This window comes from Microbacterium sp. P5_E9, assembly GCF_054049175.1.
On record NZ_JBFUMV010000002.1, the window covers coordinates 606,920 to 627,808 of the forward strand.

1 protein-coding gene (running past one end of the window) is annotated in these 20,889 nt (G+C 69.2%); it reads left to right on the forward strand.

The annotated features are described in order from the left end of the window. Window positions 1–20,884, forward strand: the 3' portion of a protein-coding gene (locus tag ACXJ3V_RS06195) for an HYR domain-containing protein (RefSeq protein ID WP_457099382.1). The gene continues 13,253 nt to the left of window position 1, outside the view; 20,884 of the gene's 34,137 nt are visible here — the last part of the coding sequence; the start codon falls outside the window, past its left edge; it ends in the stop codon at window positions 20,882–20,884. Window positions 20,885–20,889 lie beyond the last annotated feature (5 nt).

The window sequence follows — 20,889 nt, forward strand, 5'->3', positions numbered from 1 at the left end:
GGCCGACCTGCTCCGCACCTCGGTCAAGGCGACGGGCGCGCTCCTCCAGACCGCGACGTCGCACCAGCGGATCAGCGCCCTCGTCGTGGCAGCCTCGGCCGCGATCGCAGGTTCGGGAACCGTGAGCATCGGTGCGAGCGGCGCCGGAGCCGCCGCGATCAACACGATCTTGGTGGATGTCGCGGCCACGATCGAGGGCGTGCCCAACTCGAAGCACACGCTGCGGGGAATCAAGGCGGCGACGGTCGAGCTCACCGCGTCAGACGACTCCGCCATCAAGGCACTCGCGATCGGCGCGTCGATGTCGGTGGCGATCGCCGGCACCGCGGGGATCGCACTCTCGATCGCCGTGACGGTCGCGCAGAACACGATCGACAACGCGGTGAGCGCCGGCATCTCCGGCGTCACCGGCGACGTCTGCGCCGGCGGGGTCACGGGGAGCGTGTGCGCCGGCGAAGTCACCATCCGCGCGACGAGCTCGTCGGCGATCGACAGCCTGGCCGTAGCGGCATCTCTCGCCGCTGCGGGCGGGATCGTCGGCGTCTCGGTGAGCGCCGCCGCAACCGTGGCCACCAACGTCATCCTCACGCACACGAGGGCCTTCATCTCGGGCAGCTCCGTCACCACCACCGCGAACGGCACGACCGGCGACATCACCGTCACCGCCTCCGACACGTCCTCGATCAAGGCAGTCGTCGCAGCCGTAGCGGCTGCCGTCTCGGGCGGCGTCGCCGCCGTGGGGATCGCGGTCGGCATCTCGATCGCACGCAACCTCATCGGCTGGAAGCTTGACGGGCTCACCGCGACGACCGCATCCGCCGCGGTGAGCGCGATCATCAGCGACAGCGTCGTGAGCGCCGCGGGCGACGTCACGGTGCGGGCGACGACCACGGCCTCGATCGACGCACTCGTACTCGCGATCGCCGTGGCAGTGGCCGGCGGCGGCGCGGCGATCGCGGGAGGCGGGGCCGGTTCCGAGGTCGAGAACCGCATCCAGGTCAAGGTGCACGCGATCGTCGTCGGCACCTCCACCTCCCGGCTCACCGCACAGGCCGTCATGATCGAGGCCGCCGACGATGCTCGCATCCGTGCACTGTCGATCGGTGCGGCCGCCACCGTCGCAGCCGGCGCGGCCGCGGTCGCTGTGTCGATCGCCGTCACGATCGCCCGCAACGAGGTGGCCGACGAGGTCATCGCGTCCCTGCAGAACGTGCCGGTGGTCGGGGCCGCAACCCTCACGATCACAGCGACGAGCGGTGCGGACCCCGTGGTCGCGCAGCCGGGACTCAGCGACGCATTCCTCACCCAGTCAGCCGCAGACACGACTGACGTCGGTGGCGAGAACGGCGCGCTCGTCACCGACGCCCAGGTCACGACCCTCAGAGGCGCCCTGACGAGCCTCGGCCTCTCGAGCCACCTCGCCGTCATCACCCTCGTCGGCAACGCCGAGTGGATGCTGCGCGATGTCGACGCCGGGCGCAACTGGGTGATCCGCAAGACGACCACTGGCTACGAGGTGTCTGCGGCGACCATCGATGCGGTGGCGATCGCCGCGGCCCTCGCGCTCGGTGCGGGGCCGGCGGGCATCGCTGCGGCGGGCGGCGGAGCGCTCGCCACCAACATCGTGACCTCCACAGCGGATGCGTCGCTGGTCGGCGGCACCTCGACGGTCACCGGCGCGCTGGAGGTGACCGCCCAGGGCCGCGGCACGGTGCTCGCAACGATCGTCTCGGCCGCGCTCGCCGTCGGTGCGGGCTTCATCGGCGCCGGCATCGCCATCGGCGTCGCGATCGCGCGCAACATCATCGGCTACGACGCGGGCGACGGGACGATCGCCGATCACACGCTCACCGGCCTGCTCACCGGCACGGGTGCGATCGTCTCGGGCGACGTCGTCGCCGCGGACGATGGAGTGAACCGGGGGCGCGTCTACCGGTACGTGGGATCGGGCGGGTTCGGCGGGTGCTTCGCTCTCGCGGACAACAGCACCTCCGACAAGCTGACGCGTTCGGGATGCATCGACTTCACCGACCGGGACAATTGGCGTGAGGTGCTCACACGCAACGCCTCCGAGGTGCAGGCCTCGATACGAGACGCCAATGTCACCGCCGCATCCATCCTGGTGACGGCCACGTCGCACCAGACGATCTCTTCGCTCGTCGTCGCGGCGGCGGTGGCCGTCGGCGCAGGCATGATCGGCGTAGGTGCGGCGGGGGCTGGGTCGAGCGCCGAGAACCGCATCGCGGTCGACGTCGCCGCCTACGTCTCGGGCTCCGGCACAGTGACCTCGACCGGCGCGCTCACCGTGAAGGCAGCCGATACCTCAACGATCAAGGCGGATGTCGGTGCGGCAGCGCTGTCGGCCGGAGTGGGCATCGCGGGCGGCGCCCTGTCGATCGGCGTGGCGCTCGCCTGGAACGAGATCGCCAACGCCGTGGAGGCGTACGTGCAAGGCGCGACCGTCAGCGCCGTGAGCGTCGCGGTGACGGCAGAGGACACCACGACGATCCTCGCGTTCACGATCGCCGCCGCCGCGGCCGTCGGCGCGGGCGCACTGGCCGGCGCCTCCTTCGCCGGCGCGGGCGCGCTCGCCGACAACACGATCCGCAGCGCCGTCCGCGCCTACGCCGACGATGCCGCGATCACCTCGACGGGTGCGGTGGAGTTCCGCGCGACTGGCAAGGCGACGATTCAGGCGCTCGTGCTCGGTATCGCGGCCGCCGTCTCGGTCGGCCTCGTCTCGATCGCCGCAGCCATCGGCGCCGCCGTGGCCCGGAACCAGCTCGGACTCGACTACGACTTCACCAGCACGGACGGCAGCAAGCTCCTGCGAGCGGGCGACAAGGTGCTCGTCGCGGCCGACCACACGTCGGGCGGCACGCCAGGCGCCGTGTACCGGTACCTCGGCACACGCGGGACGATCAGCCTCGGCACGCAGAACTACACGGGACCGAGCTGGGTGCTCGAGCTGCCGAACCGCGTCGAGGCTTTCCTGCATGACACGAGCATCCTGGCCGATGCCGCACTGACCGTCGCGGCCGAAGACACGTCGACCATCACGGCGACGATCGCAGCGGGTTCCGTCGCCATCGCGGTCGCGGGTCCCGGCATCTCGATCGCCGCAGCCGGGGCGGGCGCGCAGGCGCTCAACCGCATCGGCACCCGCGTCCATGCCTACATCGACGGCGACGGCCCCACGGGCGTCAGCGCCCTCACCGTCGGAGTGACGGCCCTCAGCTCGGCAACGATCGACGCCTACGTCTACGGCATCTCGGTCGCGGCCTCCATCGGGATCGGCGGGGCCGCCGCGACGGCTGTCGTGCTCTCGGACAACCTGATCGTGACCGACACCCGAGCCTGGATCAGCGCTGCCGTCGTGACGGCGACCGGCGTGGACGTCAATGGCAAGTCGGTCACCATTGCAGCGGGAAGCGGAGCGACCTCGACGGCGATGACCTACTCGGTCGCAGTCGCGATAGCAGCCGGTGCAGTCGCCGTCTCGGTGACCGTCGCGAGCATCACCAACAGGTCCCGCACCGAGGCGCGGATCGACGATGGCTCGGTGGTGACGGCCAACCTGGGCGACGTCACCGTCTCGGTGGCGTCGACGAGCACGGCGACGGCAGAACTGCACGGCGGAAGCGGCTCGACGGGCGTCGCGGTCACGACGATCGGCGCCACCGTGATGCTCGACGACACACTTCTCGCACAGGTGGGAGATGGCGCGCGAGTCACAGCGCACCGCCTCATCGTGCGCGTCGGCGAGGAACTTTCGCCCGCCACGCGTACCGGCACCGTCAAGGTGGATGCGGGAACAGGTGGCCTCATCGCGGTTCAGGCGATCTCTGCTTCGACGACCATCACCGGCAGCGCGCTCGCCCGCGTGGGCGACGCGGTCATCGAGAAGACCGGAGCGATGCAGGTCACGGCCGATGTCAGGATGCGCGCCGACACCACGACGATCGGTGGCGAGGGCGGGCTGGTTGCGGTGGGCGCCTACTCCCCGACCGCCGAGATCGGCACAACGACGAAGTTCGCGACCGTGTCGGCGATCGTCGACGAAGGCGCGACCCTCGAAGTGGGAGACCTGACCGTCGCCGCGCGCGCCAAGAGCGACGCGACGGCGAAGATGCCCTCCGGTGGCGGTGGCGTGGTGAGCGTCGGTACCGGGCACGCGGTGTCGTTCGTCGACACCCGCGTCGTCGCACGGATAGGCCGATCCGCGTCGACTCCGGTCGTCGCTGCCGAGCCCGCCGCGTCATACGCCACATCGGTGACGGCGGCCGGCAATGTCAGCGTGATCGCCACGGTGCGCGAGACGGCGACCTCGGATGCCGACCGCGGCGCCGGGGGAGTTGTCACGGTGAGCTCACTATCGGCCGATGCCACCGTGCAGGGCGGCGCGGCGGCGGAGGTCGGCCAGCGTGTCACCCTCACCGCGCGCAATGTCGAGGTGCGTGCCACGATCGGCTCCGCCGTCGCGGACGCCTCCATGGTGATCTCCAGCGGGGGAGCCGTCGATGTGAAGACGCCCACCACGACGGCGACGGCCCTCACGACGACGTTCGTGGGGATCGGCGGCAACTCCGTGATCACCGCCACTGGTCTGAGCGGCGCCGGGGGGAACGTCATCGTCGCCGCGACGGGCCGAGCGGAGGCCGACGCGTACGCGGCGGCGTGGGGTGGCGGCGCGGTGACGATCGGAGCATCGAACGCGAAGGCGACAGTGGACCCGACCGTCTCTGCGAGCGTCGGTGCCGGCACGACGGTCAAGGCGCTGGGAGACGTTCGGATCACGGCGACCGTCAGCCGGACCCCCGAGAACCCGGCACCTCCGCCCGACGGCAGCATCGACAGCGTGGACAGTGCCGAGACCGGGGATGACACCCTCGTCGTCGACTTCCCGCTTCACACCGGAGACCAGGTCCTCTATTTCGCCAACGGCGGTCAGATCGACGGTCTGGCCATCTGCGACCCGGCGCACCTCGATCAATGCCGGCGCTACCCCGTGACGGTGCTCGAGCCCTCCGTCGACGGGGGACCCGCGACGATCGCGTTCGACCAGACGTTCGCGCTGCGCAATGTCGACGCATTGACTGACGTCATCACCTTCAAGTCCGAGCACTTCTTCGTCTCGGGAGATGCGGTCCGGCGGCTGCCCGGCGGGCAGCTGGATCTCGTGGAGGACTGGCAGGGCATCGACGAGTCCGCCGTTGTGTACGTCCGGGTCATCGATTCCGAGCGGATCAGGCTCGTGTCGACGTACGCGGCCGCCATTGCCTCGGATGACTCATTGCTGCGTGGGTTCAGCGTCGCCTCGGGAGGTACCTATCTGACGATGGCGGTCGGCGCCCCGTACGCGATCGGCACGGCTGTCACCTATGACGCGCCGGCGGTCGTCACTTTCACCCAGGACGAGGTGGATGTCACGGTCAGCACCTACACCTGGTGCGGTGTGGCCGTGACCGGCCAGCCCGTGCGGGCGCAGCAGTGCCTCGGAATCGCGGGGGACACCAACAACCCACTGCGACCCGCTCCCGATGCCCCGATCGTGCACGCTGACACCAACGTCATCTATGCACAGAACCACGGGTTCATCAGCGGTGATGCCGTGATCTACCACGGCAACGGTCTGGACCTGGTCGACGGCACGACGTACTTCGTCATCCGGATCGATGCGAACAGCTTCCGCCTCGCCGACAACTACTTCCAGGCGGTCGGATACGCCGGTATCGCCAACGGCGACGGCGACTACGACGACCCCGACGACGTCAAGCCGATCTCGGTCGAGGCGCGGTCGGTGGCGCGACAGGACCTGAGCACTCCTGCCCAGACCTCACCGCACAGCCTCGCGCGGGTGGCAGCGGGCCTCGAAGACGGTCGCACCTACTACGTCGTCGCAGGCGACTCGTCCTCGACGCGGGCCCTCTCCGCCGTCCGCGGCGGCCCTGCTATCGCCATTCGGACGACAGACACCTTCCAGGTCTTCCGCAACAACAACGGAGCCGTGGATGTCACGGTCTTCATCCGTGGCGGCATCCACCGGATCGGCGTTCTCGGGTTGGATCTCGCGCCCGTCCTCTCCGCGTGCGAGGCGAGTGAGGCGAACGTGCCGCTTGCGGAGAAGACGTGCGACAAGAGACTCGAATCGCTCCGGCTCGTCGTCTCCGCACCCGCCGGCGGCACACACAGGTTGGTCGCGCCCGACGGCACCAGCTTGGCGGCCACATACCCGGCGGCGGGCAATGGCGCCTCGAGCGCGATCGCCCGCGGCGGCCAGGGCGGTGCAGTCGACGTGACCACCCCCACTGCGCGGGTGTACTACTCGGCCGATGTCACGATCACCGTCTCCGCCACCGAGATCCGCGCCGGCGGAGACATCACGATCGCCGCTGACTCGACGACGAGCCAGGCGGCGACCGCGAGCGCGGCAGGTGGCGGCGCCATCACGGTCGGTGAAACGCACGCCGAGGTGTGGCTGATCAAGAAGACGGATGAACTCGGTAACGACGTCAACGACGTACTCGATACCGAAGTCAACGTCGCCGCCTCCACCAGGATCATCGCAGGTGACGATCTCGCGGTGACCGCGGCATCCGACCACACGGCCTCGGCGAGCGCGAACTCTCCCGGCGGTGGCGGCATCAGCGCCAAGATCGCGGAGACGACCGCCCGGCTGGAGTTCAGCACGCGGGTCACTATCGGAGCGCACGCAGTGCTCACCGCCGGCGACGCTCTCATCCTCGCCGCGCGCTCCCGCGCGGATGTGCAGACGTTGAGCGAGACCTTCTCGGTGGGGCTGGGTGCCGGCGCCGACTCCGACGGCACCAACGACAACCGCGGTGCGCGCGTAGCTGCCGACACGATCGTCACGGTCGGAGCCGGAGCGACCATCACAGGTGAGTCCGTGGCGATCGGCGCCTTCAACGACCGCCTCTACGCCAGGGCGCGAGCATTGGCCACCGCTTTCAGCCCCATCTTCCTCGGTGTGGCCGTCGCTCTGGCAGATGCGATGGTCCAGGTGGACGCGGTGACCAAGGTCGACATCCTCGGCGCGGCCGCAGACGTCACCCGCATCACGGGTGAGCGGGGAGTGGACATCCGCGCGGTCGCCGCCGCGATCGAAATCGTGAAGCTTCCCGTTCCGGTGGCAGTAGCGCTCTTCGCCTTCCCGATCCCTCACCGCTACGGGTCGACGAACCTCACAACGACCGTTTCCGCGACGAACTACGTCGTCGTCACTGCCGGCGCCCGTGACAACACGCGGGTGGCCGAGACCGGCCTGGTCGACGGCACCAGCGTCGGCCTCGACAAGATCGACCCCGCGCTCGCGCTGCTGGTCGAGGCCTCCAAGAACCTCGGCGAAAGCAACAAGGAGACCGTCACCTGGGGCGCGGATGTCATCATTCTGGGTGGTCGCGGCGGCCAGCCCCTCCTGGTCATCGACGAGAACGGATTCATCAAGGCGCTCAACAACATCGACGTGTGGGATGACCTGAGCCAGGTGGCCGGCGGCCCCAAGCTCGGCGTCGGCTCCCACATCACCGACGGCGACTACTACGTCAAGGTGCACAACGACGGCTACGGGGACGTGGCGTTCCTCGCCGACATCAGCCAGAACCCCGCAGGCGTCATACCGGTCTTCACGTTCCGCGACAACCTGGAGTCGGTCACGATCATCGACCGCTCGAGCCAGGAACTGAACATCGTCGGCATCGACATGATCTATCGCTGCGATGACGCGACCGCGACCTGCCAGGTGCCACTCGTGCAGTTCCGTACCACCGGCACCTCCGAGGGTCACGCCGACGACGATGTCATGGAGTTCGACCTCTGGCGCAACCTCACGCCGGCCGGCTCCATCGTGGACGTGCAGAAGCTCGGCACCGCTGCCGACATCGTGGTGCGCGGCGACATCCTCAACCCCGCCGGCTGGACGCGGCTGCTCAACGACGAGGGCGACATCCGCTCGGTCGGCATCGCCTGGATCGAGACCTGGGTTGCCGAGATCGAGGCGACCGAGGGCTCGATCGGCACCGCCTCCGACCGCGTCGAGGTGCGCCTCGTGAAGTCGACCAACCGCGGCGACCGGCCCGCGGCGACCGACGACTCATGCCGCGACTTCCGCATGTTCGTCACCGCGGGCATGGATGCATACCTCTATCTGCAAGCGGTCGAGCGCGGCACGCTCTGCCCCCTCGAGACCGACACGGGGTACCTCGCGGTGGGGATCGACAAGATCACGACGGGCGGGCACGCGGACCTTGTCATCGAGGACAGCGTTCGCGACGATGCCACGGGCTCGCCCGGGAACATCCGCGTGGTCGTCGACAGCGAGGACTACGACCAGCCCCACAGCAGCCACTTCCGCCCCGACACCACGGAGCTCGAGCGGGACCCGGCAGCCTATGCGCTCGGCGGATCGCCGATCGCATCCGTCTGGACCTTCGAGCTCACCGCCGTCGTGGCCGCACGCGAGGTGATGACGCACTCCAGCGGGGTGGCGGGCTACACGCTGCCTCGCACCACCACTGCCGCAGCGACGGACCCGCCCTCCGCGGGCATCGTCGCCGGCGGTGACATCATCATCGCGGACGTGCAGGGCGCCGCGAACTGGACGACGAGCGGCATGGCCGGCCTCGACGGCCCGACGGTGACGATCGCCGGCTTCACCGACGTTCTCGGAACGGGTCACATCGATGTGAGCGTCGACGGCGCCGTCACCCTGGAAGAGGTCGCGGGCGATCTCCGGGCGGGCATGATCCGCTCGCGCGGCGGCGACGTGCTGCTCACGTCCCGCACGGCATCCATCGTCGACGCCCAGGCGGGGGCCAACGCCGCAGCCACCACCGGCGATGCCGACGCCGACGTCGTCGGAGTGCACATCTCACTGGTCGCCGTCTCCGGCGGTATCGGCTCGACGACGAACTTCCTGGAGATCGACTCGTCCAACCATGACGGCGCGGTGCGGGAGGGCTGGCTGTCCGCCGGCGCGGGCAAGAGCATCTTCATCACCGAGATCGACGGCATCCCGGCATCCTCCGATGACCTCCGGGTGCTGCTCGTGTTCTCGTTCGGCGACGTCACCCTCACGACGCGAGCGGGATCGATCCTCGACGCGCTCGGCGACGACGTTGCCGACGTGTACGGCGACTCGATCGACCTCGATGCGAACGGGGGCAGCATCGGCCTTGGAGACGACGACCTCGAGATCGACTCGCAGTTCTCGGGCAGTGGAGATGTCGGGCTAGAGGCGTCCCTCTCGATCTGGCTCACGGAAGTCGACGGCACGCTGCGGCTCGTGCTCGCTGAGGCGCTCGGCGGGGATGTCACCGTGACGGTGCGCGAGTCCGCTGACCTCGACGAGGACCTCGACCTGCTGCACGACGGCACGGTGTGGTTCACCGAGAACGCCGAGCTCCCCATCCCGCGTGGCCGCATCGCCGCGACCGGCTTCGTGCTGCTGCGCGTCGGCGACGACGTCTCGTCCACCGAGAACAGCGAGATCGTCGCCGGCGGCGACATCGACATCTACGGCGACGACACCAACGGCGACACGGGCTACGGCACCACGATCGTGCTGCGCGGCGACATCACGCCGGGTTCGGCATCCGTCACCAACATCTGGGGACACACGGATGTCGATCGCTTCCAGCTGGGCGACGCGACCGGCATCGACCCGGCCAATACGAAGACGACGGTCGACTCGCCTGGCTACATCCACCTGGGCGGCGACACGCGCATCCACGGCTCCGCGGTGGATCCCGCAGCCGTCGTGCCGCCCAACGGCGACCCGGTACCCGACGGCGAGGACGAGTTCACCGTCTGGTATCTCCAGACGATGAACGTGGCGGCCGGCCACACCCTCGTGCTCGACGGCCAGGCCGAGACCGACCACTACACCTTCTACACCACCGGCAGCCACGGCAGCCCGCGGAATTTCGTCGCCTACGTGCTCGACACGGGACGCCCGGACGACGGGGTCGACGAGCTCGACATCTACGGCTACGACAGCACGCTCAACGGCACCTCCGCTCCGAACACGCCGCACCCCTACGACGACCTCTTCCTGCTGCGGGCCGTCACGGAGATCGACGGCGAGGACGCCATCCGGCCGGCATTCGTCGCCCTGCTGCACACCACGCTCGGCGTGGCGGCCCCGGCCGGCACCGCCGTGCTGAGTGCCGACGCGTTCGCGGTCGAGCGCATCGGCTACGACACAGCGCTCAACGGGCGCCTCACGGTCTTCGGCCTCGGCGGCAACGACTACTTCGCTTCGGATGACACGACGGTGCTCGTGACGCTCGACGGCGGGGCCGGCGACGACGCGTTCCAGATCGGCCAGCTCTACGGCCTGCAGCGCGACGCGACGAACCCCACGGGCCTTCCCGGTTCAACGACCGGCGGGTCGCTCGCCGTCAACGACGTGTTCGCGACCATCGCCACAACGCGCGGATGGCTCTCGGCGGGTGCCAGCGAGGCGCTCATCGCCCAGGGTGGCGACGGCAACGACAGCTTCACGGTCTACTCCAACCAGGCGCCGCTGCGCCTCGAGGGCGACGACGGCAACGACCTGTTCGTCGTGCGGGCCTTCGCCCTCGCCCAGACCGACCCGGCGACCGGCGAGATCGTGTGGCGCGATGTCGCCGCACGGGTCGCGATGCCGTTGCTGGGTGAGAGCCTCTTCTCGACCGCCGCGACGACCGAGGTCCGCACGGGCGCCGGTCAGAACCAGGTGCAGTACAACATCAACGCGCCCGTCTCGATCGAAGGCGGCAACGGCATCGACAAGGTCGTCGTGCTGGGCACCGAGTTCGCCGACCACATCGTCGTCACCGCGAAGGCGATCTACGGTGCGGGCCTCGCTGTCACCTACTCCACGATCGAGATCCTCGAGGTCGACGGTCTCGAGGGCGACGACATCTTCGATGTGCTCTCGACCGCGCCGGGCGTGGCGACCCGCGTCATCGGCGGTCTCGGCTCGGACGTCATCAACGTGGCGGGCGACGTGACCGGCGCCGTCGTCTCACGCGACATCGAGGGCACCTCGAGCGTCGTGAACCATGACGTGCGCAGCGGCGACCCGCTCTACGACGGCATCCTCGCCCCCGGCGTCGAGGTCACCGTCGCACACGGCACGCAGGGTCAGGTGATCATCGAGGAGACCGCCGGGTTCACGGATGTCCGTGAGGGCACGGGTGTCGCCGACTCCTACCTCGTCTATCTCGCCGAGCGGCCTGACGCGAACGTGTACGTCACCGTGTCGGCGGCCCGCTCGTCGTCGAACGAGGCGGCCCACGACGGCGACACCGTATGGCTCTCGCGCGTGCTGTTCGGCGCCGTGGACTACGACCGTGACATCGTCATCGACGGTCAGACCAGGCACGTTCCCGCCCACGCGATCGTGCTGGTGTTCACTCCCGACGCCTGGAACAAGGCGAGCGGTCAGATCGTCTCGGTGATCGCCGCCGACGACGACCTCGAGGAGGGCGACCGGGTCGTCATGGTGAGCCACTCCGTGCTCAGCGCCGACCCGGACTTCGACGGCGCCACCGTGCGCAACGTCGAGGTCACGGTGCACGACGACGACCTGGCCGCCATCCAGCTCGTGCAGCTGGATGCCACGGGCCAGGCCGACGCCGACACGGTTGTCATCGAGGGCACGGGTACGACCGAGCTCACGGATCAGGTCCGAGTACGACTGGCGACCGACCCCGGAGTGGCCGTGACGGTGCGCGTCACGCTCAGTGACGACCGTGCCTGGATCACCGGCGCCGGCGTCGCCGCCGTCGCGGGTGTCCCGGGCGCCTACGACGTGACGATCGCGGCAGGCTCGTGGGACACCGGCGTGGTGCTCACCATCCACGGCACGGACGACGCAGTGCGGCAGGACCCGCACTCCACCACCTTTACCTTCGAGGTGCTCTCCGGCGAATACGCGTCGGTGCGCCGCGTGCGGCTCGACATCCTCGTCCACGACGATGACACCCCCGGCGTCTACGTGCGCGAAACCGGCACCGGCACGCTCGTCGTCGCCGGCGATGGCGTCCCGGGCGGCCCCGACGACTCCTACGACATCCGCCTCACCGGGCAGCCGGGCGCGCCGGTCACCGTCGCACTCGTCGGCGACGGGCAGACCGACGTCGTCGAGGGCGGCCGCGTGAGCTACCAGGCGATCGGCGGCGAGGTCGCACTGCGCCAGTTCGCGGGCAGCGTCACCCTCGCCGGCGGCGGCACGAGCTACACGCTCACCCGCACGGGCGACTCGGCGCTCGGCAACTTCTCCGACGAGGGCTTCGCGCCCGGCCAGCGCATCCGCCTGGTGAACAACGGCATCGACCTCGGCGAGTTCACGATCACGGGCATCACGAACGGCGGCCTCACCCTCACCCTCAGCGCGACCGCCGCTCCGGCGGCCACGGGCCCACTCACGCAGGCCACGGTCAGCCGGCTCGTCACTCGAGGACTCTTCACCGGCGGCGTCGAGTACGACCAGGCCACCGGCACGCTGCGCCGCACCGACGGCCAGAGCTGGCTCGACGCCGGGTTCCTCGAGGGTCAGCTCATCAAGATCGGCCCCGACGCGGCGCTCTACAAGATCCAGCTCATCAGCAACAGCGACTTCGGCGTGCTGGACCTCATCACCCTCACCGCGAAGGCCAAGCCTGCCGCGGACATCTTCGAGACTCTCACCGTGACGCAGTGGGCTGCGGTCGTCACCTTCACACCCCAGAACTGGTATGAGCCCGTCACCGTGGGTCTCGAGGCCGACCCGTTGTACCTCCTGGCCCCGGGCCGCGAGAACTGGAAGACGTTCGCGAAGCGCCCGCACATCCTGTCGGGCATCCGCGGCCCGCTCGCGGTGGAGGGCGGGACCACCGCTGCCGACCGCTCGCTCCGGCCCGCTGTCCTGCTGCCGGGCGAGGGCAACGGCCCGCTCTTCCAGATCGCCCAGCAGCCGCCCGAGTCGCAGCAGGTCGACGTGCTCAACGTCTACGCCGACTCGAGCCAGGAAGACCACCACGGTCTGCTGACCGCCATGGCGATCACCGGGCTCGGAATGAACGCGGTGCCGCTGGACTTCTCGGATCAGCTGGGGACTGGCGAGATCATGCCCTTCGGCGAGCCGACTTCGTTCCCACCCGGCATCAGCTACGGCGCTATCGTCCTCGACCCTGCCACCTCGCACAGCACCATCGAGGTGCTCAACATCCTGCTGGGCGAGGGCAACGACACCTTGCTCATCACCAGCACCCTGCTTCCCGGGCGCGACACGAAGGCAGACGGCACGCTGGGCGACGTGGCGGTGCACGGCGGACTGACCACGGTGCACGGTGGCGGCAACTGGATGCTGCCCAGCGGCGGCATCGGCGGTGACACGATCACCATCACGGGCGGCGCCGGCCCGGGCTCCCCGCTCGTCGTGTACGGCGACACGTCCCAGGACGGCCTCTGGTACAGCGGCGACCCGCGCGTCCAGTCGGTGCGATCGTTCGGCACGAAGCCGTTCCCCACCGAGATCGGCAACGGCGACGCGCGGTTCATCTTCCCCGTCGGCAACCCGTTCACGCAGGCGGGCAACGACGTCATCGACGCGAGCGCCCTGTTCGCAGGAGTCGCCGATGCACAGCTGCAGACCGTTGGCTTCACCGCTTACGGAGGTGCGGGCGACGACACGATCATCGGCAGCGCGGCCCACGACTTCCTGGCCGGCGGCTCGGGGAACGACACGATCTCAGGCGGCCGCGGCAGCGACCAGATCTACGGCGACAACGGCGTGAACGTCGACGTCATCACCCGGGTCCTCACCATCCCCTGGCGCAACGCCAGCGTCTACGCGAACCGCGATGGCCTGGCAGCCGGCAACGACGTCCTGCACGGCGATGGCGACGGATCCACAAGCGCCACCGCGAACACGTTCGACGACATCATCTTCGGCGACTACGGCACCGTCATCCAAGACACCGAGGAGGCGACGCTCGGCGTCTTCGTTGCAGACACGAACCCCGATCCGGTCGTCGACAACGGCGTGTACGGCTACCACCGCCCGAGCCGGCTCGAGAAGATCCAGACCGCCGGTTGGGTGCGCGAGATCCGCACCACTCGCGCCGAGGACGGTGGGAATGACACCATCACCGGCGACCTCGGCCGCGACCGCATCTTCGGCGGCAATGGCAGCGACCGCATCGACGGCAATGGCGAATCGGACGTCGTCTTCGGTGACAACGGCCACATGGTCTACATCCCCGGCACGCAGAGCGTCACGATCCTCTTCCTCGTCGAGAGCATCGACGAGAAGCAAGGTGGCGTCGACACCATCACGACCGGCCCCGGCGACGACATCGTCGCCGGTGGAGCGCTCGGCGACAACATCAACGCGGGCGACGGGCAGAACATCGTCTTCGGCGACCACGGGCGGATCACCGGCTCGCAGGATCCTCTGGCGATCGCGAACCGCCCGATGCCCAGCGAGTACGGTGACGGGTCTCACGACGACTACCAAGTGCGCGTCCTGCAGCTCGTCGAGGGCTACGTCCCGGTCGGCGGAGTGCCGGCGAACAACGAGTTCGGCGGCATCGACACGATTGTCACCGGCATCGGCCGCGACATGATCTTCGGCGGCGGCGCGGGCGACGTCATCACTGCGAACCTCGGCGAGAACCTAAATCTCCCCATCGGCGGCCGGATCATCGACGGCAACAACATCATCATCGGCGACTACGGCTTCGTCGACTACCTGTTGCGCGGGACCGTCGCCGCGAACATCGCGGATGACGCCCACGACATCGAGGTCATCTCTTCGTTCGAGTCGTCGACGGGTCTCGGCGGTGGCGACACCATCACCGCGGGCGGCGGCAATGACATCGTCATCGGCGGTGTCGGCGGCGATGTGCTCACCGCCGGTCAGGGCAAGAACCTCGTCTTCGGAGACAGTGCACGCCTCGCGACCAACCCCGAGATCGCGGACAGCCACGTCTCGAGCTTCTCGGTGCACGAATTCCTCATCTGCATCATCGAGACCGTCGGCTTCGCCGATACGGATGGCGGTGGTGACACGATCTACGGGAGCGACGAGCGCGACATCCTCTTCGGCGGTGCCGGCAACGATGTGATCTACGGCTTCGGTGGCGCCGACCTGATCTTCGGCGACCAGGGCAAGGTGACCTGCACGACCACCCCTTACGACCCCGACGACCCACGCAACGGTGTGTGCGTCGACCTCGGCGGCACCATCGACTTCCGGGCCACGAACGTCACGACCGCCAGCGGGTCGGGCGACGACCTCGTGTACGCCGGCGCGGGCAACGACATCGTCATGGGGCAGCAGGGCAACGACATCATCTACGGCGAGGATGACGCGGACCTCCTCATCGGCGGGTCGAACGTCTCGGGTGCTCTCGACGGGGATGACATCATCGACGGCGGCACAGGCAACGATCTGATCGCCGGCGACAACGCCGACTGCTGCCTCCGCCCCGACACCCTCGACCCCCGGATGCGCGCCCTCATCGGCACCACCATCTACGGCACGAGCATCCCGAATGGCACCGACGGCCACGCACAGGTCACCGACGCGATGCAGCACGACCCCAACGGGGGTGCGCAGTACCGCATCACGCTGCTCGACCACAGCGACGCCGTCGAGTCGACCCGACCCGACCTCTGGGGCGACGACTACATCGCGGGCGGTGCCGGCGATGACGAGATCTTCGGTGAACTCGGCCACGATGTCATCCAGGGCGACGGCCAGGTCGATGGACTCGTCCTGGTGGCCTACGTCCACAACCTGACCGCCGCCAACCCGCGTCCTGTGCTCCTGCCCGATGGGCCGACGGGTACCCGAATCGGCGCATGGCGCGGTACGGATCAGACGGTCATCGACACCCTCGTCGTGCACCCGTCGGTGGAGCGCACCACCGACGGCGACGACTACATCGAGGGCAACGGCGGCGACGACACGATCTTCGGCAACCTGGGCCAGGACGACATCATCGGCGACTCGTCCGACCTGTACGGCCTCGGCGACAACCAGCGGGTGACCCTCTCGCAGCGGGTCGCCGGCAAGACGACCTTCTTCGGCACCGGCGGTACGCCCACCCAGTGGCGCGTGATCGGGGTCTCGGCCGACGGCAAGATGCTCACCCTCGCCGGGTCCGCGACGGGCCTCACCGCGGGGCCCGTCAAGCTCACCCTGTATGGCGCAGGAATCGCCGATCCCATCGATGTCATGGTGGCGATCAACGCCGCCGCAGGCACGATCACGCTCACGCTCACTGAAGCGACCGCCAACTGGCGCGCGATCGGCTCGTTCTGCCTCGACGCGATGTGCCGGCCCACCGGCGCTGACATGATCTTCGGCGGCGCCGGTACCGAGATCGCGCGCAACGATCCCGGCAAGGCGACCTACGGCAGCGACGGCTCGATCATCACCGCCGATGCCGGTCACGCCCGCGACGCCGACGTGATCGCCGGTGACAATGCCCGCATCCTGCGGTTGGTAGGCACCAACGGGGGCGACTCCGGGCGCTACCTCACCTTCGCCTACGACACCTACACCGGCGGTCTGCGACTCGTCGTGCGGGCCGTCGAGATGCTCGACTACACCTTCGGCGGACCGGGCTACCGGCCCCTGCTCGCGGCGACCGACCGGGGCCGGGGCGACGAGGTCCACGGCGAGTCCGGCGACGACACCGTGTACGGCATGACCGGCAACGACGTCATCTACGGCGACGGTCAGGACGACGACCTCATCGGCGGGTACGGCGACGACTGGATCACCGGCGGCACCGGCGATGACGGCATCCTGGGCGATGACGGCCGCATCTCGACCAGCCGCAACGCGTCGACCGGATGGACGACGACCGGCGTCACCTGCGTCGCGAACGGCACCACCTGCTACAGCGAGCCTCTCTACGGCATCCTCGCGCTGTTCCCCACCGACCCCGACGCGAAGACGACGCAGGGCGACGTCCTCAGCGAGGTCATCTACACTCCGGGCCACGTGCAGGAGGAGACGATCAACGTCGCCGGTGTGCTCAACAAGACGGTGAACCTCACGCCCTTCTTCGCAGACCCGAACGACCTCGACCCGCTCTACCGGCCGGACGGCGGTTACGACGACATCCTCTTCGGCGGACTCGGCAACGACGCGCTGCACGGCGGCGTCGGCGACGACGCGATGACCGGCGCCGAAGCTCTCGTCGCCGGGTACGCGCCGAACTATGTGGAGACCTGCACAGGTGGGCTGTCGATCGACTGCACCGCGGTGCGCAGCGGGCTGGTGCGCATCGACTTCGGACACCCGAACAACCCCGGCGACATCCTCCGCTTCAACCCCGACGACATCGACGGCTGGCATTACGACCGCACCCGCCGCGCCGGAGAGTTCGACCTCTACGACGAGTACGAGCCGCGCCGCGCGATCCTCTTCGATGCCACCGGATCGGTGTGGACCTGCACGGGCTACACCCCGAGCGGCCACACCTGCACGGGCAGCGCCGACATCACGGCATACCCGAACCACTGGTTCCTCAACAACGTCACGACCGAGGGCCCCACCATCGTCGGCTGCATCTCGTTCGCACCGAACGGCGACTGCCTGGGCTCGGGTCCCGCGAAGAGCGACGGCGCGGACGTCTTGTTCGGCGACCTCGGCAACGACTGGATCGTGGGCGGCACCGGCCACGACACCCTGTGGGGAGGCTGGGGCAATGACCTGCTGCAAGCCGACGACGACCTCCATTCCGGATGCCTCGCCTCCACGCCGAACGGCACGTGCACGCAGACCGGCGACACGTGGCTCAACAACACTCCCGACACCCACCCGGCGTACGAGGATCGCGCCTACGGCGGTGCGGGTCGCGACATCCTGATCGGCAACACGGGCGGCGACCGGCTCATCGATTGGACCGGTGAGTTCAACAGCTACCTCGTGCCGTTCGCCCCGTTCGGCATCGCCACGGTGAGCCGCCAGGTGCCTCCCGCGCTCTTCGAGTTCCTCTATGCCCTCTCGGCCGCGCAGGGCGCCGACGCGACCCGCGCCGCCGACTGGAACATCGACTACGCCGACCGCAACGGTGAGCCCTACGGCGAAATCGGCCTCATCACACAGCAGGACCACGGCCTCTGGCAGGACCAGAGCGGTGCCCCGGCAGATCCGCAGGCGGGCAACATCCCCGGCGGCAAGCGCGACGTGCTGCGCAGCGCGAGCTTCGACGATGGCAGGCTCAGCGCCGCCGCGATCGACAGCGGAGTCTGGTCGGTGTCCGGCGGGGCGCTGTCGGTTGCCGCAGCGTCGCTCGGGAAGGACGCCGCCGCCGTCTTCGTCGTCGACGACACCCTGCCGGTGTACTACGAGGTCGGCGCGTCGGTGAAGGTGACCAAGCCGACCGCGGGCTGGAAGGCCAACGCATACGTCATCTTCGACTACTACTCGCCGACCGACTTCAAGTTCGCCGGCCTCGACCAGTCGACCAACAAGATCGTGATGGGACACCGCAACGCGAGCGGCTGGATCGTCGATGTGCAGGCGGCCGTCGGCAGCATCGTGGCCGACAGGTACTACGCCCTGCTCGTGTCGGTGTCGGGCATCTTCGTGACGGTCTCGCTGGACGGCGTGCAGAAGCTCACCTATCAATTCGCCCCCCGTTACGTCGATGGGGTCGCGCGCGGCCTCAACACCGGGCTGGTCGGGGTGGGGTCGGACAACTCGCGCGGCGTGTTCGACAGCTTCGTCGTGCAGACCGTGCCCCCACAGACGACCTTCGACACGACAGAGGACTTCAGCGACGGCGTCGCGGATGGCCACACGGCCACCGGCACGTGGAGCGTCACGAACGGCGTCCTGCGCGGCACAGCCGGATCGACTCCTGCGACGAGCATGATGGACCTCCCCGCCCGCGCGACCGGCGGCACGACGACGACCGTCGCGGCCAGCGTCAACCTGGCCGCCGGCGCCTCGGGTGGCTTCATCATCGACGGCTACGGCGCGACCGACTACAAGATGGTTCGCCTCGACCAGGCGACAGGTACGGTCGTGCTCGCCCACCGCATCCACGGCAAGACCGTCGTCGATGCGACCTTCGCGGCCGCGCTCGCGGCTGGGGTCGCCCATCAGCTCGTCGTCACCCTCTTCGGCACGACCGTCACGGTGAGCGTCGACGGGGTGACGCTCGGGTCCTTCGCCTACAACGGCGCCGTGGCCGACGGGCAGCTGGGCCTGCTCGCCATGACCGGCGCGACCACGTTCGACACCGTGCATGTCACGTACGGCGTTCCGCTGACGTTCTCACCCGACCCGATCGCCCCGACCCTCACGGTGCCTCCGGCCGTCACCCGCACGGCCGCAGCCGGCGCCGGCACGCTTCTCATCAGCGATGCGACCCTCGGCACGGCGACGGCGAGCGACAATGTCGCGGGCGTCACGGTGAGCCGCACGGGTGTGCCGGCCGGCAACCTGTTCGCCATCGGAATCACGACGATCACCTGGACAGCGACCGACGCCTTCGGGAACAAGACCATCGGCACCCAGCTCGTGACTGTGCTGGCGTCGCTTCCGGTCGTCACGATCACCGCCACGGATGCGGCGGGTGCTGAGGCAGGGACCGATCCGATCGTCTTCACCGTCACCCGCTCGGGATCCACGGCGGCAGCCCTCTCCGTACAGGTCTCCTTCGGCGGAACGGCCGCGGCATCCGACTATGCGGTCACCGTCACGGGTGGCACGTATGCCGGTGGCGTCCTGACCGTTGCCGCTGGTTCGGCGTCGGCGGTCGTCACGGTGCGGCCGCTCGACGACACGCTCGTCGAGACGTCGGAGTCCGTCACCCTCGCGGTGGTCGCCGCATCCGGCTATGACAGGAGCGGCGCGACGTCAGTGAGCGGCTCCATCGCCGACAACGACCCGCCGCCCGCGCTGCCCACCGTCACGATCACGGCGACGGATGCCGCCGGTGCCGAGCAGGGGACCGACCCAGTCGTGTTCACCGTCACCCGCTCGGGATCCACCGCCGCGGCGCTCGCGGTCAGCGTCTCCTTCGGTGGAAGCGCCGCTGCGTCCGACTACGGCGTCACCGTCACGGGCGGCACGTACTCCGGCGGCATCCTGACGATTGCCGCTGGTTCTGCGTCGGCGGTGGTCACGGTGCGGCCGCTCGATGACACGCTCGTCGAGCCGAGTGAAACCGTCACCCTCGCGGTGGTCGCGGCATCCGGATACAGCGTGGGCTCACCGGCGTTGGCGAGCGGCACGATCGTCGACAACGACGTCGCACCGACCACGTCGTACCTCACGCTCACCGCCACCGACGCCGTCGGCGTGGAGAACCCCGCCGACACCCTGACCTTCGTCATCACGCGCACCGGCAAGACCGACTCGCAGATCACGATCCAGCTCGCCTGGTCTGGCACCGCGGTGTACGGCAAGGACTACACGGTCACCGCCGTCGGCGGCACGCTCAACAACAAGGGCACGGCCGTCACCCTCGCCAACGGCGTCACGACGGTGACGCTCACGCTCACGCCGCTCCGTGACACCTCCACCGAGCCGGCCGAGACGGTGATCCTCACCCTCGGCACCGGCACGGGCTACACGCTCCCCACGCAGAAGAGCGTCAACGGCACGATCACCGATGCCCCGGTGTCCGGTCCCGCGGCGCTCGGCGGCGGCTCGTCCGGTGCGCTGTCCGCTCAGCCGGTCTCGGCAGCCGTGGTGATCGAGATCGGGCCGACGTTCCTCGGCACGGTCGCCGAGACGTCGGGCGCGCCGACCGGCGGGCCGACGCCCATCGATCGGGCGCCAGCTGCACCGCCGTCGCCTACGCCGGTCGCGCTGGTCGTGCCGGTGCGCATGTCCGGCCGCGGCATCCGTCCGTTCGTCCGCTGAACGGG